Annotated in this window: 23 protein-coding genes and 1 pseudogene; 3 read left to right on the top strand and 21 right to left on the bottom strand. The window is 27.5% G+C overall.

Annotated elements, in window-relative coordinates; all coding sequences use genetic code 11:
- Positions 1–227 precede the first annotated feature (227 nt).
- Complete coding sequence (locus NGI68_RS14730; RefSeq protein ID WP_251862201.1) at positions 228–1,037, bottom strand: pyruvate, water dikinase regulatory protein; 810 nt, start codon at positions 1,035–1,037, stop codon at positions 228–230.
- A 12-nt stretch (positions 1,038–1,049) separates the two neighbouring features.
- On the bottom strand, positions 1,050–1,424 hold the full coding sequence (locus NGI68_RS14725) for a CoA-binding protein (RefSeq protein ID WP_251862200.1): 375 nt from the start codon (positions 1,422–1,424) through the stop codon (positions 1,050–1,052).
- Positions 1,425–1,604: 180 nt separating this feature from the next.
- Between NGI68_RS14725 and NGI68_RS14720 the strand changes: the two genes are divergently transcribed.
- Positions 1,605–2,834 carry a BaiN/RdsA family NAD(P)/FAD-dependent oxidoreductase gene (locus NGI68_RS14720; RefSeq protein ID WP_251862199.1) on the top strand — a complete coding sequence of 410 codons (1,230 nt, stop codon included), beginning with the start codon at positions 1,605–1,607 and terminating at the stop codon, positions 2,832–2,834.
- 87 nt (positions 2,835–2,921) lie between these two features.
- Here the strand turns inward: NGI68_RS14720 and NGI68_RS14715 are convergent, their stop codons facing one another.
- A complete protein-coding gene (locus NGI68_RS14715; protein WP_251862198.1) occupies positions 2,922–3,671 on the bottom strand; it encodes an acyl-[acyl-carrier-protein] thioesterase in 750 nt (249 codons plus the stop codon).
- A 184-nt stretch (positions 3,672–3,855) separates the two neighbouring features.
- Here NGI68_RS14715 and NGI68_RS14710 point away from each other — a divergent pair, with 184 nt between their 5' ends.
- Positions 3,856–7,077: a collagenase gene (locus NGI68_RS14710; RefSeq protein ID WP_251862197.1), complete on the top strand. Its 3,222-nt coding sequence runs from the start codon at positions 3,856–3,858 to the stop codon at positions 7,075–7,077.
- Positions 7,078–7,179: 102 nt separating this feature from the next.
- Here the strand turns inward: NGI68_RS14710 and NGI68_RS14705 are convergent, their stop codons facing one another.
- The 18 genes and pseudogenes from NGI68_RS14705 to NGI68_RS14620 form a co-directional block, all read right to left on the bottom strand.
- Complete coding sequence (locus NGI68_RS14705; protein WP_251862196.1) at positions 7,180–7,365, bottom strand: DUF1858 domain-containing protein; 186 nt, start codon at positions 7,363–7,365, stop codon at positions 7,180–7,182.
- Between the two features lie 125 nt (positions 7,366–7,490).
- A complete protein-coding gene (locus NGI68_RS14700) occupies positions 7,491–8,777 on the bottom strand; it encodes an adenylosuccinate synthase (protein WP_251862195.1) in 1,287 nt (428 codons plus the stop codon).
- 235 nt (positions 8,778–9,012) lie between these two features.
- Positions 9,013–10,398 (bottom strand): NAD(P)/FAD-dependent oxidoreductase, encoded by a 1,386-nt coding sequence (locus tag NGI68_RS14695; RefSeq protein ID WP_251862194.1) that lies wholly within the window; start codon positions 10,396–10,398, stop codon positions 9,013–9,015.
- Positions 10,399–10,575: 177 nt separating this feature from the next.
- Entirely contained in the window at positions 10,576–10,791 is a 216-nt protein-coding gene (locus NGI68_RS14690; protein ID WP_251862193.1) for a DUF3006 domain-containing protein, read from the bottom strand.
- 168 nt (positions 10,792–10,959) lie between these two features.
- The gene (locus tag NGI68_RS14685) at positions 10,960–12,681 is read right to left on the bottom strand and encodes a phospho-sugar mutase (RefSeq protein ID WP_251862192.1); all 1,722 of its coding nucleotides are present in this window, start codon (positions 12,679–12,681) and stop codon (positions 10,960–10,962) included.
- A 219-nt stretch (positions 12,682–12,900) separates the two neighbouring features.
- Positions 12,901–14,235, bottom strand: coding sequence for a replicative DNA helicase (locus NGI68_RS14680; protein ID WP_251862191.1), 1,335 nt, complete (start codon positions 14,233–14,235; stop codon positions 12,901–12,903).
- 30 nt (positions 14,236–14,265) lie between these two features.
- Complete coding sequence (gene lonC, locus NGI68_RS14675) at positions 14,266–16,185, bottom strand: Lon family ATP-dependent protease (protein ID WP_251862190.1); 1,920 nt, start codon at positions 16,183–16,185, stop codon at positions 14,266–14,268.
- Positions 16,186–16,195: 10 nt separating this feature from the next.
- Positions 16,196–16,639 carry a 50S ribosomal protein L9 gene (gene rplI / locus NGI68_RS14670; RefSeq protein ID WP_251862189.1) on the bottom strand — a complete coding sequence of 148 codons (444 nt, stop codon included), beginning with the start codon at positions 16,637–16,639 and terminating at the stop codon, positions 16,196–16,198.
- Entirely contained in the window at positions 16,639–18,624 is a 1,986-nt protein-coding gene (locus tag NGI68_RS14665; protein ID WP_251862188.1) for a DHH family phosphoesterase, read from the bottom strand. Before NGI68_RS14665 ends, rplI begins: the two co-directional genes overlap by 1 nt.
- Positions 18,625–19,632, bottom strand: a complete 1,008-nt coding sequence (locus tag NGI68_RS14660) for a YybS family protein (protein WP_251862187.1) — start codon at positions 19,630–19,632, stop codon at positions 18,625–18,627.
- 11 nt (positions 19,633–19,643) lie between these two features.
- Positions 19,644–19,961, bottom strand: coding sequence for a MazG-like family protein (locus NGI68_RS14655; RefSeq protein ID WP_251862186.1), 318 nt, complete (start codon positions 19,959–19,961; stop codon positions 19,644–19,646).
- Between the two features lie 145 nt (positions 19,962–20,106).
- Positions 20,107–20,349, bottom strand: coding sequence for a 30S ribosomal protein S18 (gene rpsR / locus NGI68_RS14650; RefSeq protein ID WP_076042678.1), 243 nt, complete (start codon positions 20,347–20,349; stop codon positions 20,107–20,109).
- 147 nt (positions 20,350–20,496) lie between these two features.
- Positions 20,497–20,814: pseudogene (locus NGI68_RS14645) on the bottom strand (single-stranded DNA-binding protein); the annotation flags it as partial.
- Positions 20,815–20,829: 15 nt separating this feature from the next.
- Complete coding sequence (rpsF, locus tag NGI68_RS14640) at positions 20,830–21,114, bottom strand: 30S ribosomal protein S6 (protein WP_251862184.1); 285 nt, start codon at positions 21,112–21,114, stop codon at positions 20,830–20,832.
- A 109-nt stretch (positions 21,115–21,223) separates the two neighbouring features.
- Positions 21,224–22,372 (bottom strand): double-cubane-cluster-containing anaerobic reductase, encoded by a 1,149-nt coding sequence (locus NGI68_RS14635; protein ID WP_251862183.1) that lies wholly within the window; start codon positions 22,370–22,372, stop codon positions 21,224–21,226.
- Between the two features lie 327 nt (positions 22,373–22,699).
- Positions 22,700–22,897 (bottom strand): DUF951 domain-containing protein, encoded by a 198-nt coding sequence (locus NGI68_RS14630; RefSeq protein ID WP_251862182.1) that lies wholly within the window; start codon positions 22,895–22,897, stop codon positions 22,700–22,702.
- Positions 22,898–22,913: 16 nt separating this feature from the next.
- A complete protein-coding gene (locus NGI68_RS14625) occupies positions 22,914–23,777 on the bottom strand; it encodes a mechanosensitive ion channel family protein (protein WP_251862181.1) in 864 nt (287 codons plus the stop codon).
- A 6-nt stretch (positions 23,778–23,783) separates the two neighbouring features.
- Entirely contained in the window at positions 23,784–24,029 is a 246-nt protein-coding gene (locus tag NGI68_RS14620; protein ID WP_251862180.1) for a putative Se/S carrier protein, read from the bottom strand.
- 190 nt (positions 24,030–24,219) lie between these two features.
- On the opposite strand from NGI68_RS14620, the gene NGI68_RS14615 reads away from it, so the two are divergent.
- Positions 24,220–25,374: an aminotransferase class V-fold PLP-dependent enzyme gene (locus NGI68_RS14615; RefSeq protein WP_251862179.1), complete on the top strand. Its 1,155-nt coding sequence runs from the start codon at positions 24,220–24,222 to the stop codon at positions 25,372–25,374.
- Positions 25,375–25,377: the final 3 nt, after the last annotated feature.

Genomic DNA, 25,377 nt, shown 5'->3' with positions numbered 1-25,377 from the left:
AACCCCTGTTACCACCGTGAAAGGGTGGTGTCTTGACCGCTTGACCAAGGAGCCAAATTTTGTTTTATTACTTCGCTCTCGCAACCTAACAAAGAATATGATACATGAAAATCTTCAAAGTGTCAACAGTTTTTTAAATTTTTTTTATAGTACTTTTATCTTTATTATAAAATATAGCAAAAAAGCCCTTTCCTATGGATTTATATCCCTGCTTTTATTACTATTTTCTAAATTTTTTTATCTGAAAACACATCTTCCATTATAATTAATGCTGTATCTTCTATAGCTCTTTTAGTAACATCTATAACTTTACATTTTAATTTTCTCATAATTCTATCTGCGAAATCTAATTCATCTAATACTCTTTCAGCATTAGCATATTTAAGTTCTGTAGGAATCTTCATCATATTATCTACTCTATGCCTTCTTATTTCAATTAAATGCATAGGATCTATGGTAAGTCCTATTATTCTTTTTCTATCTATTTCAAATAATTCTTCAGGAACTGGCACTTCTGGCATTAGAGGTATGTTTAAAGCTTTTATACCTTTATTTGCCAAATACATACTTAGAGGTGTTTTAGATGTTCTAGATAAACCTATTAGAACAATATCTGCATGCTTTATGCCTGAATGATCTTTACTATCATCATATCTTATGGCAAATTCTATTGCTTCTATTTTTTTGTAATATTTTGTATCCATGTCCCAAACAGCACCAGGTTTATACTCAGGAGTTTTATTTAATATAGTAGATACTAAACTTATACAAGGACCTAATACATTAGATATATGAATGCCAGATTCTACACACCTTTGCACCAAAAACTCTCTTATGTCCACCAAAACAATAGTTGATATAATCATTGCTTCGTTTGGATTTTTTATTATATTTATAAGATTATTAACATCCTCAAAGGTTTTTATATAAGGAACTCTTTCTACTTTTACTAGTACACCAAATTGACATGCTGTAGCATTAGCTACTTGTTCTGCAGTTTCACCAATAGAATCTGACACAGCATATATCTTAAACATATTCCCTCTCCTCTACACTAATTTTGATAATTCTACTAAAGCACAACCTTCTATAGCATTAATATTGTTTTCTCTACAAAAATTTATTATTTCATCACTTTCTGCACCTGGTTGAATTAATATTTTATCTATCCCTAGTTTTGACGCTTGTTTCACTATATCTAACCCTTTTATTGGATTAATACATAAATCTAATACCTCTATTTTATGTGGTATGTCTTCAACACCATTGAATACATTTTTTTCTTGTGTACCAGGTTTTATTCCCACCACATTATATCCCTTGTCTTTTAATCTATTGAATATTTTATATGCGTATTTTCCTTCACTAAGTACACTACCTGCTACGGCCCAATTTTTATAATTTAAAAAATCATTAGCTTTCAAAAGTATCTCTCCTTTTATTTATAATAAATATTATAATATTTATTATAAACATTAAAATTTTATAAATTCATATTGAGTATTTTGTTATACTTATATATAATTATATCATTTTCATAATACTAATTATATGGATTGATTGAGAATTCACTAAATTATCTGATAGTTAAGGAGAGATTTAATGTGTATCACGAAATAATAATTTTAGGTGGAGGTGCCTCTGGAATTACCGCCTCCATAATATCAAAAGATATGGGCTCAGATGTGGCCATATTAGAAAGTAATGATAGAATAGGTAAAAAAATTCTAACAACTGGTAACGGTAGATGCAATATAACTAATGAAAACATATCTTCTTGCAGATATAATAGTAATAATAATGATTTTTATAAATTTACTTTATCTGAATTTAATTTGGAAGATACAAAAAACTTTTTTAATAGCTTAGGTCTACCATTAATTACTCTTAGTGAAGGTAAAATATATCCCATGTCATTACAAGCTTCTTCTGTATTAGATATATTAAGATTTGCTTTAGAAGATAGACAAATTCCTATTTATTTTAATAATAAAGTTACAAGTGTAAAAAAATCTAAAAAAGGATTCATAATTACTACTGAAAATGAAACCTTTCAGTGTAAAAAATTAATAATGGCTTCTGGTGGAATGTCTGCTCCTAATACTGGATCTGATGGATCAGGATTTAAGATTGGAAAAAGCTTAGGTCATAATATTATAGATCCAATTCCTGGGTTAGTTCAACTTAAATTAGATTTTCCATATTTAAAAGCTTTATCTGGAATTAAATTTGATGGAAATGTAAAACTTCTATTACAAAATAAAACCATAAGAGAAGAATTTGGAGAAATATTGTTTACTGATTATGGTATATCTGGTCCACCTATCTTACAATTAAGCAGTTTAGCATCTAGACATTTAAATAGTAATAATAAAATTTATTTAACAGTAGATATGATTCCTAATATTAATGAAGAATCTTTAATAAATTTATTAGAAAATCATTGGGGAACTTTCTACTATAGAAGTATTCATGATTCCTTAATTGGAATAATAAATAAAAAATTAATACCTATACTTTTAAAATACTGTGGTATAAAAAACATTCATATGCCTTATGAAGATATAAGCTGGATAGAAAAAGAAAAAATATTCCATACGTTAAAAAATTGGCAATTTAAAATAATAGGTACTAACTCTTTTAAAAACTCTCAAATAACCTGTGGAGGTATAGATACTTCTGAGATTTCAAACAAGACTTTAGAATCTTTAAAAGTTAAAAATCTTTATTTTTGTGGTGAAATTTTAGATGTAAATGGTGATTGTGGTGGATTTAACTTGCAATGGGCCTGGTCTTCTGGATATATAGCTGGTAAATCTGCTTCTACTAAATAAAAAAATAAATTGCTAAAAATGCTTCTAATTTAAATTTATAAATTAGGAGCTATATTTTAGCAATTTATAAATAGATTCATGTTTTATTTATTTAACCCATACACTTTTTGCACAAGTAACTCTTTTTCCATCTTCATTCTCTACTTTATGTACAAGGGTTATTTGGTTACTATCTTTATGTACTATTTCTGAATATACATTCATATTATTACCATATTTCACTTCTTTTTCATAGGTTATAATAAAGTTCTCTAAAGTATAATTCAATACTATATCTAAAGGTATAGATTCTATAGCCCAAGATATGTATTTTACATTATTCACATGTAGATTTGTATCTATATCACTATATCTTACTTGAAATTTACTTTTATAATTAAATTTCTCAGGAAATTTAATTTTTTCTATTTTAAAAGGTTCCTCTTCACTTTCAGACAATCCATAGGCTGCTTGTAAATCTTTAGTAACTTTTTTAGGTCTTCTTTTATCTATATCTATTAAAAACCATATACTATCTCCAGATACTACTACATTTCCTGCCTCATCTATTACTTGAAATCTCCTATAAGCATAAAATTTTCTACAAGCTAATGGTATAGTTCTAACTATTATTTTTTCTCCATATTGAGGATACCTATGAATAGTTACATTCCATTTATATAGCACCCAAGCTTCGTTATTGTTTTTTAAATATTCTAGTCCTACTCCTAATGTTTCAGATTGCTCCATAGAAACATCTTCAAAATAATTCATTATATTTGTAAATAATACTCTCTTTTTAAAGTCTATTTCATGATAATTTATTTCAAAGTTTTTATCTGTTATTACTGGATTCATCTTATCACCTCTATATATAAAATATAGTTTAATCATAACAAATTTTTTAATAAATATAAACTTTATTTACCACATGTATTTATATTTTATTCATTTTTACATAAATGTTAATTATTAATAAAATTATAAATATAATTTATAATTTTATTATAAGAATAATTTTATTTAAAAAGGGGGAACTATTATGAAAAAAAATAACTTTTGTTTTACTACAACTAAGCTAAAAAAAGTAATTTCAACTATTACTTTGACGGTTATGTTAACTGCTAGTAGTAATGTAGTTTTTGCTAAAGACTTACCTAACACGCTTTCTAAAAATATCACATCTACATCCAAGGCCACAAGACAAAAATCCCAGCAATACACCTTTAGATATTTAAACTCTTTAAGCTATGATAAATTAACAAGTATACTTAAAAATTGTTCCTGGAGAGATATAGAAGGTTTATTTCAATACTCATCAGATTCTTATGCTTTCTTTAGCAATGAAACACGTGTACAAGCGATAATAGACGAACTTTATAGAAGTTCATATAAATTTAGCGATTCTAATGATGAGGGTATTCCCACTTTAGTGGAAGTGCTAAGAGCTGGTTTTTATTTAGGATATAATAATCCTCAATTAAAATACTTAAATGAAAGAAGTTTCCATTCTAAATGTATTCCTGCTATAAAGGTTGCTCAAAATAATATTAATTTTAAATTAGGAACTGAAAAGCAAGATAACATAATAGCTTCCATAGGTGCTCTTATTGGAAATGCCACCTGTGATAGTGATATTGTTAATAATTTTAATAAAATATTTAAACAATATTCAGAAAATTATGATGAGTATAAAAATTTAACCACAAAAAATAATGCTCTTTTTAAAATTATGGATGGAGTTGGATACGACATTGAAAGTTATCTAAGTGATAATTATGGTAAAAGTCCTAAACTATCACCATGGTATGGTAAAATAAATTCTTACTTTGACAGTTTAGAAAATCTTTCTTTAATGAAAGGTTATAATAATGATAATGCTTGGGTTATAAGTAGGGCTATATATGAAGTTAGTCGATTAAGAAAAGTTTGTACTCCAGAAGATAGGCCGTTAAAAATTTTAACTAAAGTTTTAAAAACTCATTCAGATGGATCTGAACCTTACTTTGAAGCTGCTAAAAGAATTAACTACACTTTTAAAGGTATAGACGCAGATGGAAAAGCTGTAGATTTTAAGTCATTGCAAGAAAATACAATAAAAAAATATCTACCCAATACGTACAAATTTGATGACGGTAAAATGGTAATTAGAGCTGGAAATAATGTAACAAAAGAAAAAATACAAAGACTTTATTGGGCCTCTAGAGAAGTTCGCTCTCAATTTTTTAGAGTTTATGGTAGTGATAAAGCTGTAGAAGAAAATAATCCTGACAATACCTTAACAATGCTAATTTATAATTCTCCTGACCAGTATAAGAAGATAAACTCTTTAGTATACGGTTATGATACTAATAATGGTGGAATGTATATAGAAGAAACAGGTACCTTTTTTACTTATGAAAGAACAGAAAGCCAAAGTAAATATACATTAGAAGAACTTTTCCGCCATGAATATACTCATTATCTACAAGGTCGCTATGTAGTCCCAGGAACATTTGCTACAAGCCCATTATATCATAACGATAGATTAACTTGGTACACAGAAGGGGGTGCTGAATTCTTTGCAGGTTCTACTAGATTAGAAAACGTTTTATCTAGAAAATCTATGGTAGATGAACTAAGAAGTACTCCTAGATTTACTTTAAATAATACTCTACATTCAAAATATAGTTCTGGAAATTTTGAATTCTATAAATACAGTTTTGCTCTATACGATTATTTTTATAATAATGATATGAATACATTATTAAATATAACTAATTATATTGGAAATAATGATGGTAAAGGTTATGATAATTATATAAATGAACTAAGTAACGATTTTATCATGTCTAAAAATTATAGCCATCACATGCAAAAATTAGCGGATAATTATGATAATTTAACTATTCCACTAGTATCTGATGATTATTTAAAGCAATATGAGTATAAAGATATACAAGATATAGCTAAAGATATAGCTTCTATATCTAAATTTAAGCCAACTTCTACCACTCAAAATAAATCTGATTTATTTAACACATTTGTTATAAAACAATCATTTGAAGGGAATGTATCTAAAGGTAAAAATTCTGATTGGAAAGAAATGAGTGAAAAATGTAATAATATATTAAAAGATTTATCTAATCTAGGTTGGGACGGTTATAAAACAGTTAATTGCTATTTCACAGACTATACTGTAGATTCTACAACTAAAAAGATTAAATTTAATGTAGTATTTCACGGGAAACAAGGTATAGAAAACTTTGTACCAAATAAATTACCTATAGCTAATATAAATATTCCTTCTGATATTTTAGAAGATAAGGAAGTTGTATTTTCAAGTGAGGGATCAACAGATCCAGATGGTAAGATAACCTCTTATCTATGGGATTTTGGTGATGGTACTAAGAGCAATGAATCCTCACCTAAGCACACATATACAACTCCTGGTAACTATAAAGTTACTTTAAAAGTAACTGATGATAGAAATGGCTCTGATATAAAAAGTTCTAATATTGAAGTTAAAGAAATTATATCTACAAAAATCAATGAAAAAGAACTAAATGATGAGTTTAAAGATGCTAATGAAATATCACTTTCAAATACCCTAGTTACAGGTAATATAAATAGTAATACTGATTCTAAAGACACCTATGCTTTTAAAGTTAAAGATCCTTCAAAAATAAATATATCTATAAACAACTTATCCAAAAGTAAAATCAATTGGGTAATATATAGTTCAAAAGATTTAAAGGATCATTTTAATTCTGATTCTATAGATCCTTCAAAATATAATAAGAAAACTATAGATATTAAAGAAGTGGGAGATTATTATATAACAGTTTATACTAACTCTCCTGAAACTAGTACCTATACTATAAAAATATCAGGTGATATAGAAAAACCTGATAAAGACCTACCAGTTATAAAAGATGAGAAAGAACCTAATGATTCTTTTGAACAATCTAATAATATATTATTAGATAAAGATATAATATATGGTAATTTTACTGCTAAAGACGACAATGATACTTATTTCTTTGATATAAATTCAAACAAAAACGTAAAAATAAGTTTATACAATATAGATAAATTAAAAAAATCCAGTGTTAATTGGATTTTATATGGAAGTGATAAAACTACTATGATATGTTATGCAACTAATAATGGTGATAAATTAGAAAATACATGTAATTTAAAAACTGGTAAATATTATTTACGCGTTTATAGGACAGACACTTCAATTGGCTCTTACCATATAAAATTAAATACTATAAAATAATTTAAATAAGTACCAAGAGTGTAAAATAAATTACCACCTATTTAAAATAGGTGGTAATTTTAAAAATACAATAAAATTTTTTCGGAATATAAAATGCTTTAATTATTTATTTAGAGCATCTAGTAAAGCATCTAGTTCCATTCCATGAACCATTGCAGCTTCAGCTAAAGTTTCGCTTTGTGCAGATGGGCATCCTACACAACCCATTCCAAAGCTCATTAATATCTCAGCAGCTCCTTCATGATTTCTTACGATTTCGCCTATAGTCATATCTTTAGTTATTTTCATAACATAATACCTCTCTTTTCCTAAATTTAATTATTATTATATCAATAAATTAGACTTGTTTAAAGATATTATATTTATTTATATATATATATACTATTATTTATTACTACAACCCATAATATACATTAAATTTCTGATATCATCATAGTTTGATCTCTTTTTGGACCTACTGATACTATAGATACCTTTGTTCCTGTAAAATCTTCTATTTTCTTTAGATATTTTATAGCATTTTCAGGTAAATCTTTATAAGATCTGGCATTAGCTATGCTATCATCCCAACCTTCAAATTCTTCATATATTGGTTCACATTTTGCTAAGTCTTCTAAACTAGCAGGAACATAGTCTATAACTTCTCCATTTAATTTATATCCTGTACACATTTTTAATGTATCTAAACCTGCTAATGTATCTATTTTTGTTACTGCAAAGCTTGTAAGACCAGATACTCTAGCTGAAGTTTTTAATATAACTAAGTCTAACCATCCGCATCTTCTTGCTCTTCCTGTAGTAACTCCAAATTCATGTCCTTTTTCTCTTATCCAATCTCCTGTAGTATCTAAAAGCTCTGTAGGGAAAGGTCCTTTTCCTACTCTTGTTGTATATGCTTTTGCTATACCTACTGCATTTGTTATAGCTGTTGGTCCTACTCCAGCTCCTGTACAAACTCCTCCAGCTATAGTACTTGAAGATGTTACATAAGGATATGTTCCGTAATCTATATCAAGTAAAGTTCCTTGAGCTCCTTCAAATAATACTTCTTTACCTTCTTTTATTTTATCATTAACTACAACAGAAATATCTTTTACAAAAGGTTTTAATTTCTCTGCATATTCTAAGTATTCTTTACAAATTTCGTTATAATCTAAAGCTTCTCCACCAAATACTTCAGTTATTATTTTATTTTTTATTTCTAAAGTTTCTTTTAAGTTTTCTTCAAAAACTTCTTTATGTATAAGATCACAAACCCTTATACCGCTTCTTTCCATTTTATCTGTATAACATGGACCTATACCTTTTCCTGTAGTTCCTATATCCTTACTTCCTCTAGCTCTTTCTTTTATTCCATCTAAAACTCTATGATAAGGCATTATTACCTGAGCTCTATCACTTATAATTAATCTATCTGGTGTTATTTTTACTCCTAAAGATTCCAAATAGCTTATTTCTTCAAATAAAGCTTTAGGATCTAAAACTACTCCGTTTCCTATTACATTTAGTTTATCATCATAAAGTATACCAGAAGGTATTAAGTGTAATTTATATTCTTTTTCTCCTACAACTACTGTATGACCTGCATTATTACCACCTTGAAATCTTACAACTACATTTGCTTCTTCTGCTAAATAATCAGTCATTTTTCCTTTACCTTCATCGCCCCATTGAGCACCTAATACTATAAAAGCTGACATATTATTTTTCCTCACTTTCATTTTAAGAAAATTATCATATTATAAATATAATTTATATACTACACATTTTTATGTTTTAATAACTTAATTTCCACAACTATAATATTAACAAAACAATTATAAAATATCAACAAATAAAGCGAATGCTATATAATGAAATTTGATTATTGTTCGCTTATTATCCTTCAAAAACAAAATATTGCAGCCAAATTATAACTGCAACATTTTTATTGTTTTATATGTTTGTATTATATTTTTCCATTAATATTCTTGCTACATATACTCCACTCGCTGATGCTTGTGATAATGAATGAGTTACTCCTGAACTATCTCCTAAAATATATAATCCTTCTATTTTAGTTTCCAATTCAGAATTTAATTCTACATTAGAATTATAAAATTTAACTTCTACTCCATATAAAAGTGTATCTTCATTTGCTGTACCTGGCGCTATATTATCTAAGGCATATATCATTTCTATAATTCCATCCAATTGTCTTTTAGGTATTACTAAACTTAGATCTCCTGGTGTAGCTTTTAGTGTTGGTCTTGTAAAACTTTTTTCCATTCTCTTATCATTAGTTCTTCTTCCCTTTATTAAATCTCCAAATCTTTGTACTAAAACACCTCCGCCCAACATGTTGCTTAACTTTGCTATAGATTCTCCATATTCATTACTTTCTTTAAAAGGTTCTGTAAATCTATTAGATACTAATAAAGCGAAGTTAGTGTTTTCTGTATGAAGCTCTTCATTTGCATAACTATGACCATTAACTGTAACTATCCCATTAGTATTTTCACTTACTACTTCTCCATAAGGATTCATGCAAAATGTTCTAACTAAATCTCCATATTTCTTTGTTCTATAAATTATTTTGCTTTCATAAACCTCATCTGTTATATGGGAAAATACTTGAGCTGGTAGCTCAACTCTTACTCCTATATCCACTCTATTACTTTCTGTTTTTATGCCAAGTTTTTTACATACATTAGAAATCCATTTTGAACCGGATCTTCCTGTAGCCAAAATTAGATCTTTACTATAGAATTCTCCCTCTTTGGTATTTACAACAAATTCATTATCTTCTTTATTTATATCAAAAACTTCACATTCAAATTTCATATCTATCTTATCTTTTAGATAATCATATATATTAGATAAGATATGAATATTCCTATCTGTTCCTAAATGTCTTACTTTTGCATCTAAAAGATGTAAATCATTTTGGAGAGCTTTTGTTTTTAAATCAGAATTAGCTGTTGAATATAATTTTGCATCTTTTCCTCCCATTGAGCATAAAACATCGTCAACATAGTGCATTAGATTTAACGCTTCTTCTCTACCTACATATTTATATAAGTCTCCACCAAAATTGTTAGTAATATTATATTTGCCATCAGATAATGTACCTGCTCCGCCATATCCATTCATTATATTACAAACATTACACTGTATACATGACTTTATTTTTTTACCATCTATAGGACATTTTCTTCTTTTTAACTCATGTCCTTTTTCAATTATTAATATATTTAATTTATGATTATTTTTACACATTTCATAAGCCGCAAATACTCCGCTGGCTCCAGCTCCAACTATAATAACATCATATTTTTTCATAAATTATCCCCTCCAGCTATATAATAATAACAAAGGTTTAAATTATTTTCAATAGGTTTTACGAATATTTTTATAAAATTTATAACTATTATTCGTTATTTGTTTGTATATATTTAATTTTTTAATATATTATAAATTTAACAATTAAGTATTTTCTATGTTTTATTATTTTAATTATTATTCTTCCCACAAATCTTCAGTTAATTTATCTATTTCTTTTTTTAATTGCTCACTTTCCTTTTTATTTAAAGTTATTATATTATGTTCTATATTTATAACATCTCCCTCTTTAGCTTTTTTAGGAATTCTAAGTTTATCTATATTTATCATTTCCCTGTTCTCTAGCTCTATTACAGCAAAGTTTTCTTCAAACCTATCTATTATTCCTTTCATACTAAAACCATCCTTTAAATTAATATTTCACCATATTCTTAGGTTATATAAAATATAGCCTACCACAGATCTTAAAATTTGTAGCAGGCTAAGTAATATTATAATAAACCACTATTTTTTCATTAAAATATATTAATTATTTGTAAAATTTTATTAAATATATTTCTTCTATTTTACTGAATTTAACTTATGTAAAACTTCTTTTTCTATAACTTTTATTTTATCTTCAGCAGATTTAATGCTGTCACCTTTTGTGTATATATATAATTTTATCTTAGGTTCTGTACCTGATGGCCTTACTGCATACCAACTTCCATCTTCTAAGAAGAATCTTAATACATTTGATCTTGGTATTCTGCATGGATTTCTATAATTTTTTACCATATCATATTCTATTCTATCTTTATAATCTATATAGCTTAAAAGCTTTGATCCTGCTATTTCTTTAGGGAAACTTTCTCTATAGGCCTTCATCATTCTATCTATTCTATTTTTACCTTCTAAGCCTTCTAATATCAGTGATATCTGTTTTTCTCTATAGTATCCATGTTTTTTATAGATTTCATTAAGTACGTCTATTAATGTTTTACCTTTAGTCTTATAATAAGCTGCAGCTTCACATAAAAGCATACTTGAGCTTACTGCATCTTTATCTCTAACAAATGTACCTGTAACATATCCTATGCTTTCTTCATATCCAAATATAAATTCTTTTCCTTCTTCTTTTAGTGCTGGTATTTTCCCACATATATTTTTAAATCCAGTTAATGCTTCTTGAGTTTCTACTCCATATTCCTTAGCAATAGCTTTACCTAAATCACCAGTAACTATAGACTTAACTATAACAGGATGTTTAGGTAGTTTACCCATATCATTCATATTAGATATTATATAATTTATGAGAATAGCACCTGTTTGATTACCATTAAAAGCTACATATTGTCCAGTTTCATCTCTAACTTCTATTGCTAATCTATCACAATCAGGATCTGTTGCTATAAGTAACTCTGCTCCTACATCTTTTCCTAAGTTTTCTGCATATTTAAATGCCTTGCTATCCTCTGGATTAGGATATCCTACTGTTGTAAAGTTTGGATCTGGATTTTCTTGTTCTGGAACTACTATAATATTAGTAAATCCTCTCTCTTTTAAAACACGCCTAACAGGTATATTTCCTGTTCCATTTAAAGGTGTGTAAACAATTTTTATATCTTTGTCTATATCTTCTCTTATACTTAAAGATTTAACATTTTCTATATAATCAAAATCAATTTCTTCTCCTAATATATTCAATAAGCCTCTTCTTAAAGCTTCTTCTTCATCCATAGTTTTCACATCATGAAAATTAGTAACAGATTTTATTTTTTCTGTAATTCCATTTGCTATTTGAGATAAAACTTGAGCTCCATCTTCCCAATATACTTTATATCCATTATAATCCTTTGGATTATGACTAGCAGTTATAACTATGCCTGCTGCTGTATTTAATTTTCTAACTGCAAAGGATAATTCTGGTGTAGGTCTTAGATCTTCAAATAAATAACTTTTTATTCCATTACCTGCTAAAACTAATGCGGTAGTTTTAGCAAATTCTTTTGAATAATGTCTGCAATCAAAAGCTATAGCCACTCCTCTATTTACATACTCTTCACCTTTTTCCTTTATGTAAGTTGCTAATCCTTGAGTAACTTTAGATATATTATATATATTCATTCTATTTGTACCAGCTCCGATCTTTCCTCTAAGACCTGCAGTACCAAATTCTAGCTCTTTATAAAATCGGTCCTCTATTTCTACTTCATTATTCATAATTTCTCTTAACTCTTTTTTTGTATCTTCATCAATATAATTATTATCTAACCATTGTTTATATACTTTTTTGTAATCCATATACTATCTCTCCTCTAGCTGAAAGCTTTTATTTCATTAATTATTAATTTCAATATTTCTTATGTATTTCCTTCTTAAATAATATTATTTTATATACTCTATAGTAAAATACATTAATAAAGTAATATTACAAAAAATCTGTTATCCTTAATATAAATTAAATCATTAAAACACAAAAAATAAAAGCCCTATAAAAATAAATATAGAGCTTTTTGTATTTTATTCTTGATGTATTACATCTAAATTACCAAATTTACTGTATTGTCCAAGCCATGCCATTTTAACTGTTCCTGTAGGACCGTTTCTTTGCTTAGCTATAATACATTCTGCTATATTTTTGTCTTCCGTTTCTTTATCGTAGTACTCATCTCTATATAAAAACATAACTATGTCAGCATCTTGTTCTATAGATCCAGATTCTCTAAGGTCTGATAACATTGGTCTATGATCTGATCTAGCTTCCGGAGCACGAGATAATTGTGACAGCGCTATAACGGGGCAATCCATTTCTTTAGCTAAGGCTTTTATGGATCTTGATATTTCTGAAACTTCTTGTTGTCTACTTTCAGAGCCTTTACCCCCACTCATAAGTTGAAGGTAATCTATTAACACCATATCTACACCATGTTCTATTTTTAGTCTTCTACATTTAGATCTCATTTCCATTACAGATATACCTGGAGTATCATCTATAAATATATTTGCTGCTGCTAATGGGCCTGAAATCCTAGCTATATTCTCCCAATCTTTATCCTCTAAATTACCAGTTCTAAGTCTTAACATATCAATATTGGCTTGTGAACATAGTAGTTTGTAAGAAAGCTGTTCCTTTGACATTTCCAGGGAAAAGATTGCTACGCTTTTTCCTTCTCTAAGGGCTGCATACTCTGCTATATTTAGTGCAAATGTTGTTTTACCCATTGATGGTCTAGCTGCTATTAATATCATATCAGATTTTTGAAAGCCCGATGTTTTAGCATCTAATTCTCTAAAGCCAGATGCAACTCCTGTAGTTTCACCTTTATTCTTAAATAAATTCTCTATTTGAATAAATCCTCTTTCCAAAACATTGCTTAATGGCTCAAAATCAGATGTAGTATTTTGATTAGATATATGAAATATTTTTTTCTCTGCAGAATCTATTATTTCCTCCACATTATCCTGCTTATTATAGCAATTCTCTATTATTTCAGTAGATGACTTTATAAGTCTTCTCAATGTGGATTTATCTTTTATTATTTCTATATAAGATTGAATATTAGCTGTTGAAACTATAGAGTTACACAATTCTGTTATATATGTAATACCTCCTACTGACTCTAATTTATCTTTAGATTTAAGATTTTCTGTAAGAGTTAACATATCTACAGCTACATCTTTTTGATAAAGCTCTATTATTCCATTATATATAATTTTATGAGAATCTTTATAAAAATCTTCACTTTTTAAAACTTCCACAGCCTCAGCTATGGAAGTTTTATCTATAATCATGGCTCCTAATACATTCTGTTCTGCATCTATACTCTGTGGCATACTCTTTATAGGTGCATCCATACAAACATCTCTCCTTAAAGGCTCCTTAATTTAAAATACTATATCCATAAGATTTTCTATAGTATCTATAGATATTATCTCTACATCTTTTATATCTAAAGGAGCGTCTTTTATATTGTCTTTTGGTATTATTACCTTTTTTATGCCTTTTCTTCTTGCACCATATATTTTTTCAAATATACCTCCAACAGGTTTTATTTTTCCTTTAAGAGATATTTCTCCTGTTATAGCTATATCTTGCTTTATGGGTTTGTTTAATAGAGCGCTAATAATACATATTGTTATAGCTGCCCCTGCAGATGGACCATCTATTTTACCACCACCTATGGCATTAACATGCACATCATAATCTTTTATATCTTCCTTTGTTATCTTTCTTATAACTGAAGCTGCATTAAACACTGAATCCTTTGCCATACTTCCTGCTGTATCGTTAAATCTAATGGAACCTTTACCTTTATCTTTGGCATTAAATACAGTAGCTTCTATTTCTATAGTAGAACCTATGTATCCACTTACTCCTAATCCATATACATGTCCTACTTCTAATTTTTCTTTATTTTCTATTCTGTCGTATGCAATTAATCTACTTATAGATATGACTTGCTCTAAATCTTCCATAGTTATATTAAGTTTTGTGCCTTGTTTATAATCTTTATTCTTATATAAAGCATATCCATAAACATCTGACAATATATTTACTGCTTTTCTTCCCTCTATGGTATATCTACTTATGGTTTTAGCCACTCCATCTTCTAATATTACATCTAATTTATCTGCTGCATTTACAACTATTTTTTCAATATCTTTAGAAGACAATGGTTCAAAAAATACTTCTGCACATCTAGACCTTAGAGCTGGATTTATTTCTGAAGGTTCTCTTGTAGTAGCCCCTATAAGTACAAAATCCGCTGGTGCTCCATTTTCAAATAAGTGTCTTATATATTTAGGCGTATTTTCATCATCTGGATCATAATAAGAAGATGAAAATTCCACTCTTTTATCCTCTAAAACTTTTAAAAGCTTATTTTGTAGCATATCATCTAACTCACCTATTTCATCTATAAAAAGTACTCCTCCGTGGGCTTCTGTAACTAATCCAAGTTTTGGTTCTGGTATACCAGTTTCAGCTAAATCCCTTTTAGATCCTTGGTATATAGGATCATGTACTGATCCTAAAAGAGGATTTGTAATCTCTCTTGGATCCCATCTTAAAGTAGTACCATCTACCTCTACAAATTTAGAGTCCTTATAAAAAGGTGTATATTTTAGTTTTTTTACTTCCTCTAAAGCCAATCTAGCTGCAGATGTTTTACCTACTCCTGGAGGTCCATATAATATAATATGCTGTGGATATGGTGATGATATTTTAGATAAAAGAGATTTTATAGGTCTTTCTTGACCTATAATTTCTGAGAAAGAAGCAGGCCTTAATAAATGCTGAATATTATTAGTCAATTTTCTAGACTCAAGTTCTTCTATATGAGTATATTTTTTTAAAGTCTTAGCATTTTCAGGTCCTTTTTGTTTTTTTATAATATTAAGCTTTACTTCTTCTATATATTTATCTTGCTTTTCCATTAAAAGCTGTTCTACTTCTTTTTCTATATTGTTTTCAACATATCTTTTAGCCAATATTTCTACTATTAATCTATTAGTTTCTGTTAATACCTCTACGACATCCTTACTTGTAGGTACTGTTTGAATTCCTTTACCATCACTTACTATTTTGTTTAATGCATATAGCTTTTCATATGCATTATTACTACTTATATATTTATCTAGTTTATACTTTACAATTCTAGCTCTTATATTAGACTCTTTTATTATTTTTTTTACTATTTCAAATAACACATCTACCTGTAATTCAATAGACATATCATCTGAAATATCTTTTTCTATATCATTTATTATATCCTGTTGCAATTCATCTAATCTATGAGAATTCACAATTTTCCTCCTATTCTTCTAAGACAGAAACTTTAACTTTTGTTGAAACTTCTGGGTAAACTTTTATTTCTGCCTCATAAATGCCTAATTGTCTTATGGTTTCTGCTACTATCTTCTTTTTATCTATATCTATATTATATTGTTCTTTTAACTTTTCTGAAATATCTTTTGATGTTATAGAACCGAATAATCTTCCGTTCTCACCGGTTTTAACTTTGAATTTCACTTCTTTTCCCATCAAAGATTTGGCTAGTTTTTGAGCTTCTTCTAACTCTTTTAATTTTTGTCTTCTTTCTGATTCTTTTTTATTATTTAAAATGTGTACATTATTTTCTGTTGCTTGTTCTGCTAATTTCTTTGGGATTAAATAATTTCTTGCATATCCATCGGATGTGTTTACAAGATCCCCCTTTTTACCTAATGATTTAACATCTTTTAATAAAATAACTTTCATTACACTTCACCTTCCCTTAAATATTTATCTATAGCTAATTCCAATTTTTTTACTGCCTCATTTAAATTAATTTTTTCTAGTTTAGCTCCAGCCATAGTCATATGTCCTCCTCCACCTAACATTTCAAGTATTAGTTGAACATTAATATCTCCAAGGGATCTTCCGCTTATATATATTTCACCACCTATTGTAACAAACACAAAGGAAGCTTGAATACCTGAAATATTTAGTAGTTCATCCGCTGCCTGGGCAGCTAATACATTATCTTCTATATTTTCTGGACATATTGCTATAGCAATATCATTTTTTACACTTACTGATTTTATTATTTCTAATTTTTTAATATAAGTATCTAAATCACTAGAAAAAAACTTTTTAACATCAATAGTATCTGCTCCAAATTTTTTTAAAAATGATGCAGCTTCAAATGTTCTAACACCAGTTTTAAAATAAAAATTCTTTGTATCCACATATATCCCTGCTAAAAGAGCTTCTGCTATAATTGGTGATATATTAGGTTTTTCTACCATATATTGAATCATTTCAGTTACTAATTCTGATGTAGAAGATGCATAAGGCTCTATATAACTTAATATAGATTTTTCTATATAATCTGTAGCTCTTCTATGATGATCTATTATAACTATCTTATTAAATTTATCTACTAACTCTATATTTTGAACATATCCCCTACTATGTGAATCTACAATAATAAGTAAGCTCTCAGCATTAATAATATCTAAAGTTTCTTTACTATTTATAAATGTATTTTTATATGCCTGATCCTGTTTTATTTTATCTAATAAAAACTCATTACTTTTATTATAGTTCTCAAGAATTATATAACTTTTTTTCTCTAATTGATTTATTACACTATGAAGACCTATGGCTGCTCCTAAGCAATCTATATCTGAATTCATGTGCCCCATTATAATTACATTACTACTTTCATTTATTAGATTTACTAAGGCATGAGCTATAACTCTAGCCCTAACCTTTGTTCTTTTTTCAACTTCTTTAGTTTTTCCTCCATAAAATAAAAGTTTATCTTTATTTTTTACTACAGATTGATCTCCACCTCTTCCTAATGCCAGTTCCTTAGCTGCAATAGCATAACTATAGTTTTCTAAAGGAGTTTTAGCTCCCCTTCCTACCCCTATGCTTAAAGTTGGAGACATTTTATTTCCTGTATCTATATTTCTTATTATATCTAGTATATCAAATTTTTTCTCCATTTGTTTTTCTATATAAGAATTTTGTACAGATAATATATATTTATTTTGCTCATATTTTTTTATCATAGCTTCCATATTCTCAGAGAAACTGTTTATATGTCTTTCTATTTCTGCTATTATTAATGGTTTCTTATCTGCATCTATACTTTTTAATACTTCGTCTAAATTATCTACTTCTAAAAGTATTATTCCTTCTTTATTTTTTTCCATATCTACTAATATATTAAACATATCTGTAACATCATAAAAATAGAGAAGTAATATCTTATCTCCAATTTCTTCATCAAAAAATGTATTAGTATATATATTATAATATTTATCTTTAAAATTACTATTTTTAAAAATAGTCTTTTTGCCTTCTAAAGCATATTTAAAATTAAAGTTCTTTAATATATGATTTATGCTCTCTCCTAATATTCCATCCTTTTTTAATAATAGTGAAAAATTTTGGTTATACCATAAGATCTCTCCCTTATTAGACAAAACAATCATAGGAAAAGGTAAATTCATTAAAGAACTTTTAAATGCGTTATCCATCTTTATAGAAAAATCTTCTATAAATTTCTTTAATTCTTTCTTTTTAACTGTTGTGTTTTTAAGGCTATAAAATAATAAGAATAAATATATAGCTACCCATACTATACCTACTTGAAAATGTCTATATGCAAAGATAATAATGATTAAAATAGCAATAATAAACATATACACTTTATTATTGATAATGAAATTATCATACCTATTATTATTCATTTATAATTCCCCGCTTTTATTATCCTTATAATTCCTAAAGGAATCTAATTTTCTAAAATCAAGCATTACATCCATTAATCCTAAATAAAAATAAATAATACTTAAAGGAGATAAAACAGTCATAAAGAGTATAAAGATTAAGACACCTTTAGATATCTTAAATTTATTTCTCATATAATATATAAAAGTAGATATACCATCTATTAAGAGTAATACCTTAAATAAATATTGTGAGCTTATAAGAAAATAATCTCCTACTCCTATAGATTTTCTTTTTAATATAACCCCTATAAGTAATCCTATAGCCACTATAGTTACCACTCTTACATTTACATATACTTTAGATATATGTGGGAGTGGTTCTATATTTTTATATCCTAATTTCATAAGAACTTTTCTAGTAATTGCATAATTTAATATTGACCCTATAAAAGCCATCATTATTAATGTAGCCGGCAAAATTGTTAATATATATTCTGGTTTTAACATATCAAATACTTGATCTATTTGTTGAAGCTGTTGTTTTGAAACCCCTGCCTTAGCATAAAACTCCTTTGTTGATTCTATAGATTTTTTTATCATATCTATATTGTTATTGAAAAATTCCATTATACCATTCTTGTTTATAAGTAAAATTTGTATCAATATAATTAGAATTTTGGATATGAAAAGTCCAATTGCTAATATCATAATAGTCATAAAAATTGATTTTTGTTTTTTTATACAATAGCCTAATAAAAATCCTATTGTACCAAATGAAATAGTAATTATTACTGCTGTAATAGGATTGTTTATCATAGCTGTTATTACACCTGTTACAAGTATAGCCCAGAGAGTAATTTTATAATCTTGTCTTAAGTATAAAACAGCTATAGGTATAGGTAATAAAAAAGTAATAAAAATACTAAGTATAGGGAAATACAAATTAAACATTATAAGTACTATCATTAATGAAACTATAAGCCCTGCTTCAACCAAAGAATTAGTTTTATGTTGTCTATTATACATATATTTTCTCATTACTCCTTTTCTTTAAAATGGTTATATAATTTAGTTAGATTTCTTCCATCTTTTTCGATATCATCTTCTTCAATTATGCCCACTTTTAATTTTTTCTTTATGTTTTCATCCACTGCTATAAAAGAATACCCTAATTTTTCCCCTAATAAATATAAAATTATAATAGCACCTGATATACAATCTAGTATAGCTTCCTGTGCCACATTACTTCCTTTAGTTAAAAGTTTGTAAAAATCACCTATTATACATAAAAGTTCTGCTTTCAAATCTTCTATTACTTTTACACTATACATTATATTAAAGTCATCTTTTTTCATATAGCCCCATCCCCTTTTCTAACCTATACTACTATTTTAGTTGTATTTCACTATTTATGCAATAATACCTTATATTGCTGACAAAATCAATAATAGACAAAAAACTGACTACGAATTCGTAGTCAGTTTTATGTAAATTTAAATATTATTCTGTAGTAAATGGTAATAAAGCAATATTTCTTGCTCTTTTTATAGCTCTAGTTAATTCTCTTTGATGTTTCGCACAGTTTCCTGAAATTCTTCTTGGAAGAATCTTACCTCTTTCTGTAACGAATTTTCTAAGCTTATTGATATCTTTGTAATCTATTGCTTCAGATTTTTCCATACAAAAAGTACAAATTTTTCTCTTTGTTCTTCTTTGTCTTCTTCCGCCTTCTCTTCCTGCCATAACTATCCCTCCTTTTCTTTAAAATGGGATGTCTCCATCATCCACTGGAATTATATCGTCGTCAAAACTGTTTCCATTTCCAAGACCTGAGCCTGATTGGTAACTTGGTTCTGACCCATTATTATATGTTGAATCCGTTGTAGGCTTATTGCCCCACTCAAGAAATTTAACTTCTTCAGCTATGACTTCTGTTACATATCTTCTTGTACCATCTTTTGCTTCATAGCTTCTTGTTTGAATTCTACCACTAACACCCATAAGTTTTCCTTTACTCATATAATTAGCTGTAGATTCTGCTTGTTTCCCCCATACTACTATAGGGATAAAATCTGCTTCTCTCTGGCCATCTTTTGAAAATCTTCTATCTACAGCCAAAGTAAAGGTGGCAACTGCTGTCCCATTTCCTGGAGTAAATTTTAACTCAGGATCTTTAGTTAATCTACCTATTAAAACAACTTTATTCACAAAAACACCACCCTATTATTCTTGAGTTATTATCATGTGTCTTATAACAGAATCTGTTATTCTGAACACTCTGTCTAACTCTTTTGGTAATTCTGTATCAGCTGTGAAGTTCATTAATGTATAGTAACCTTCATTAACTTTTTTAACTTCGTAAGCTAATTTTCTTTTACCCCATAGGTCAACATTGTCTATTGTTCCACCTGCATTTTCAATTACACCTTTAAATTTTTCAACATTAGCTTTGTAACCTTCTTCATCTAATGCTGGATTTAGTATAAATACAGTTTCGTACTTTCTCATTATATTCACCTCCTCCCCACGGACTAACGGCTGTACTTTGTACAGCAGGGATTTTATCGTACATCAAATAATTTTATCATATAAACCATTATAAAGCAATATATTTATTTTATAACATTTCTATGAATGCTGCTATTCTTGTCTTTAATTGACCTATATCAGTTTGAGAATAATCTGTTTCTATATTCATATATTGAATGTTCTTCTCTTTATTTACAAACTCCTTTACAGATTGAGTTTCTACATTATAGGTATGACAAGCTTGTAATATTACATCTATAACTCCATCTACTTTATACTCATCTACAATCTCTGATATTAAATCTAATCTTTTCTTATTAGGGCTCATGCAAGAGCAAGCTATATTTAAATATTTTTCTGTTAAAGCATCTATAGGATCTTTTTGTTCATCCACTAAATAATTTAGATTTTTAGCTCCTCCACAATTTTCATAAGCTACTACCACACCTCCATTTTCTTCTATAGTATTTATTATTTTATCTGTAGCTTCTCCTAATGGACATCCTGTTATTAATATTCTCTTAGCATTTTTAGGTACATTAGTATTACCCATTGAATATTGTTGTTTTACTGTTTTTACAATATTATCTATATCCTTTATTTGCTCCTCTTTGTCCCATGTAAAACCTGCTCCTCTTAAAACTTTTAAAATTTCCATTCCTGTTAATGGTGGTGGATCAAGTTTTCCTAACTCATAAAAATTTCTCAGAGCTTGTCTCTCTTTATTTTTAATTTTTATCATTTCTTTTATCTTTTCTTCTGTTATCTCTACATCAAACTCTTTTTCTAAAAAGGTTTTCAATTTTATAATTTCATGTCTCCATAATTTAAATGCATCTTCTGTATCTTGCGTTTGTGGTAATTGCATTATATGTACTTTTTTAATTTTACCCAATAGTTCATACATTTTTTTCTTTCCATCACAGGTTGTTTCCCCTATAACTACATCTGAAAAATACATATAAGGACATTTTTCAGTTATTGCAAATCCATAAGAAGATTTTATAAGAGGGCATAAATTTCTTGGTAAATGCTTTTCTGCATCTGCTATTGGCTCTTCACTTGTTCCACAAAGTCCTACAGGTATAGCACCAGAAGCTGCTATTATTTCCCAGGGAGTATATGCACAAAACTCTCCTGCTATTTTATGTCCTTGATCTTTTAATTCTTTTATTTTTACAAATCCTTTTTTTCTAGCCTCACCAAACTCATCTATATTTTTAGGTAACTGGTTCATATTATCACTTCTCCTAATTTTCATTTTATAAAAGCTCCAAAGAAATTTATTCTTGGAGCTTTTTATTATATTGTTATTAAATGATCTATACTAGCAAAGCCTAATTCTATTTAGCATACTCAAAATAAGTCATTATTATGTTATATTAAATTAATGGTATTATTTAATAACATTTTTATAATAACATATATATTTTTATATGGTTATTTGTAATATTAATATAAAAATATATATGTATAAATAAAAATTATAGTTAATACTTTTTATTTATATAAAAAAACCATTGATATAAGTATATCAACGGCTAATAAAAAACTAATGTTTAAATTAATCTATTTCTTTATGTTCTAGTATATTTTTTAATCTTTTTTCAAAGGTGCTCCGTGGAATCATTATTATTCTATTGCAACCTAAGCACTTTATTTTTATGTCTGCGCCCATTCTTATTATTTCCCATCTATTACTACCGCAAGGATGAGATTTTTTCATTTCTACTATATCTCCCAGATCAAAATTTTTAGTCATAATTAATCTCTCCTTTTTATTTTATAATTTGAAGTTTATTATATGGTATTTCTATATTATGATTTTTTAATTGTATTAATATTTTTTTTCTCAATTCAATCTCAGCTGTCCACTGATTCATTGGAGTTGTCTTCCCATATACAACTATAGTTATACCATTGTTTCCTAGTGATGTTATGCCATATACTGATGGTTCTTCCACTATTATATCTTCTCTTTCTTTAGCATACTGTGAACAAACCTTATTAATTTCATTTATGGCCTCTTCTACATCTGCTTCATAAGATACACTAACCTCTATCTTAAATCTTATATCATTTTTAGCATGGTTAGTTACTTTATCTATTAGACCATTAGGTATTATATGTAGATCTCCATTAAAATCTCTTAACTTAGTTACTCTAAGCTCTATAGTATCAACTATTCCTGATTTATTCTCTACAGTTATATAATCTCCAACTGAAAATTGATCTTCAAATAATATAAAAAATCCACTTATTACATCTTTTATAATATCTTTAGCTCCCAAACCTATAGCTGCACCACCAAGTCCTGCAAATATAGAACCTATTCTTCCAAATAAAATTTCTATTATAGAAAAAATACCTATAAAATAAACTGCATATCTTAATACACTATTTAATATTGTTCCTACAGTTGTTGCTTTTTTATCATCTAATGAAAATTTTAAATTACTTTGTTTTTTAACAAATCTATCTATTATTTTATTTCCTACTTTTATAGCCACATACATTAACACAAATATAATTGCTATTTTAATAATCTTTGATATGAAGATATATATAGAATCGGAACTTATATTTCCTATTTTTATTCCACCTTTTAATAAATCTAATCCAAATTCAAATGCTGATTTCATAAAATATTACATGACTAACATGTAGTCTTTATCCTCCTTTAAATATACATTTTTAATATTTATCTCTTTATTTTCTATTATTTTTTTAACATCTTCATAATACTGTTCATCAATTTTTATGCTTATACCGCAACTTTTAGTTATATAAGTTGGTGTTGGAATTATGATAAGTTTTATTCCTTTTTCTTTTAAAACACTCTCTCCATCCATTGCCGTATGAGTATTTTCAAATGTTATTACATAATTTTTCATAAATTTATCACCTATCCACTTATTCTTATTTATTTTATAATATAATTATAAAACTTTATTGTAACATATACAATTATATAACTTTAGTTTATAATTATATATGAATATTTATATAATTAATGTAATTCTAAAGATTATTAACAGATATTTAATATTTGTTGTAGTATATTATTCCATAGGAGGTTTTTTAATGAAAGTTTATTTAGATAACGCAGCTACCACTTATCCTAAACCTGAAAAAGTTTATTCGTCTATATTAAACTATATGAAAAATATTGGTGCTAGTCCTGGTAGAGGTGGTTATGAAAATGCTCTTATTGGAGATAGAATGGTATATAAGTGTAGAATTTCTTTAATGAATTTATTTAGTTTTAATAAAATAGAAAATGTAGTATTTACATCTAATATTACAGCTTCATTAAATATATTAATTAAATCCATTGTAAAAGATGGGTGGCATGTAATAACTTCTTCAATGGATCACAATTCTGTACTTAGACCCTTAGTCTCATTAGAAAAAGCAAGTAAAATTCAACTAGACATATTAAGTTGCTCACAAGAAGGTCTATTAGATATTAAGGATTTTAAAAATAAGATAAAAGATAATACAAAATTAGTTGTTCTATCTCATGCATCAAATATTATTGGAACCATACAGCCTTTAGAGGAAATAGGTAAAATATGCAAGGATAAAGGTATTTATTTTATAATTGATTCTGCTCAAACTGCTGGAATCTTACCTTTAGATTTTCAAAAGTTAAACTGTGATGCAATAGCCTTTACAGGACATAAAGCTTTGCTTGGTCCTCAAGGTATAGGGGGATTTATAATTGATGATGAACTAAACAATATTGCTACTAATTTTATAGAGGGTGGAACGGGAAGTCTATCTGAAAGTACAATACAACCGGATTTTCTTCCTGATAAATTTGAAAGTGGTACTATGAATACACCTGGAATTGCAGGTCTTTTAGCCGGCATTGAATATATAAATAAAGAAGGTTTATTTACTATAAAAGAAAGAGAGGAATATCTTTGCAAGGAATTTATAAATGGATTACTAAATATAAATTCCATTAAGGTTTATGGTCCTTTAGATTCTTCTTTAAGAACTGCAACCATATCTATTAATTCATCAAAAATAGATAATTCTGAATTAGGTTTTTTATTAGATAATGAATTTGGAATAATGGTTAGAACAGGTCTTCACTGTGCACCTTTAGCACATAAATCTATAGGATCCTTTCCTCAAGGTACATTAAGATTTAGTTTTGGTGCATTTAATGACATTAAAGACATTAATTATGCCCTATATGCTCTAAACAATATACTAAATAGGATGTGATTT

It is taken from the genome of Clostridium sp. Marseille-Q2269 (assembly GCF_943736985.1).
In the GTDB taxonomy this organism is placed as follows: domain Bacteria; phylum Bacillota; class Clostridia; order Clostridiales; family Clostridiaceae; genus Clostridium_F.
Note: the sequence above shows the minus strand (reverse complement) of the source record. Positions and strands in the feature narration are given on the sequence as shown.

What these genes read in the sequence shown, in the direction of transcription:
- NGI68_RS14730 (WP_251862201.1), bottom strand. Translation starts at nt 1,037, where the DNA reads ATGTTTAAGATATATGCTGTGTCAGATTCTATTGGTGAAACTGCAGAA.
- NGI68_RS14715 (WP_251862198.1), bottom strand. Translation starts at nt 3,671, where the DNA reads ATGAATCCAGTAATAACAGATAAAAACTTTGAAATAAATTATCATGAA.
- NGI68_RS14710 (WP_251862197.1), top strand. Translation starts at nt 3,856, where the DNA reads ATGAAAAAAAATAACTTTTGTTTTACTACAACTAAGCTAAAAAAAGTA.
- NGI68_RS14705 (WP_251862196.1), bottom strand. Translation starts at nt 7,365, where the DNA reads ATGAAAATAACTAAAGATATGACTATAGGCGAAATCGTAAGAAATCAT.
- NGI68_RS14700 (WP_251862195.1), bottom strand. Translation starts at nt 8,777, where the DNA reads ATGTCAGCTTTTATAGTATTAGGTGCTCAATGGGGCGATGAAGGTAAA.
- NGI68_RS14695 (WP_251862194.1), bottom strand. Translation starts at nt 10,398, where the DNA reads ATGAAAAAATATGATGTTATTATAGTTGGAGCTGGAGCCAGCGGAGTA.
- NGI68_RS14690 (WP_251862193.1), bottom strand. Translation starts at nt 10,791, where the DNA reads ATGAAAGGAATAATAGATAGGTTTGAAGAAAACTTTGCTGTAATAGAG.
- NGI68_RS14685 (WP_251862192.1), bottom strand. Translation starts at nt 12,681, where the DNA reads ATGGATTACAAAAAAGTATATAAACAATGGTTAGATAATAATTATATT.
- NGI68_RS14680 (WP_251862191.1), bottom strand. Translation starts at nt 14,235, where the DNA reads ATGGATGCACCTATAAAGAGTATGCCACAGAGTATAGATGCAGAACAG.
- rplI (WP_251862189.1), bottom strand. Translation starts at nt 16,639, where the DNA reads ATGAAAGTTATTTTATTAAAAGATGTTAAATCATTAGGTAAAAAGGGG.
- NGI68_RS14665 (WP_251862188.1), bottom strand. Translation starts at nt 18,624, where the DNA reads ATGAATAATAATAGGTATGATAATTTCATTATCAATAATAAAGTGTAT.
- NGI68_RS14660 (WP_251862187.1), bottom strand. Translation starts at nt 19,632, where the DNA reads ATGTATAATAGACAACATAAAACTAATTCTTTGGTTGAAGCAGGGCTT.
- NGI68_RS14655 (WP_251862186.1), bottom strand. Translation starts at nt 19,961, where the DNA reads ATGAAAAAAGATGACTTTAATATAATGTATAGTGTAAAAGTAATAGAA.
- rpsR (WP_076042678.1), bottom strand. Translation starts at nt 20,349, where the DNA reads ATGGCAGGAAGAGAAGGCGGAAGAAGACAAAGAAGAACAAAGAGAAAA.
- rpsF (WP_251862184.1), bottom strand. Translation starts at nt 21,114, where the DNA reads ATGAGAAAGTACGAAACTGTATTTATACTAAATCCAGCATTAGATGAA.
- NGI68_RS14635 (WP_251862183.1), bottom strand. Translation starts at nt 22,372, where the DNA reads ATGAACCAGTTACCTAAAAATATAGATGAGTTTGGTGAGGCTAGAAAA.
- NGI68_RS14630 (WP_251862182.1), bottom strand. Translation starts at nt 22,897, where the DNA reads ATGACTAAAAATTTTGATCTGGGAGATATAGTAGAAATGAAAAAATCT.
- NGI68_RS14625 (WP_251862181.1), bottom strand. Translation starts at nt 23,777, where the DNA reads ATGAAATCAGCATTTGAATTTGGATTAGATTTATTAAAAGGTGGAATA.
- NGI68_RS14620 (WP_251862180.1), bottom strand. Translation starts at nt 24,029, where the DNA reads ATGAAAAATTATGTAATAACATTTGAAAATACTCATACGGCAATGGAT.
- NGI68_RS14615 (WP_251862179.1), top strand. Translation starts at nt 24,220, where the DNA reads ATGAAAGTTTATTTAGATAACGCAGCTACCACTTATCCTAAACCTGAA.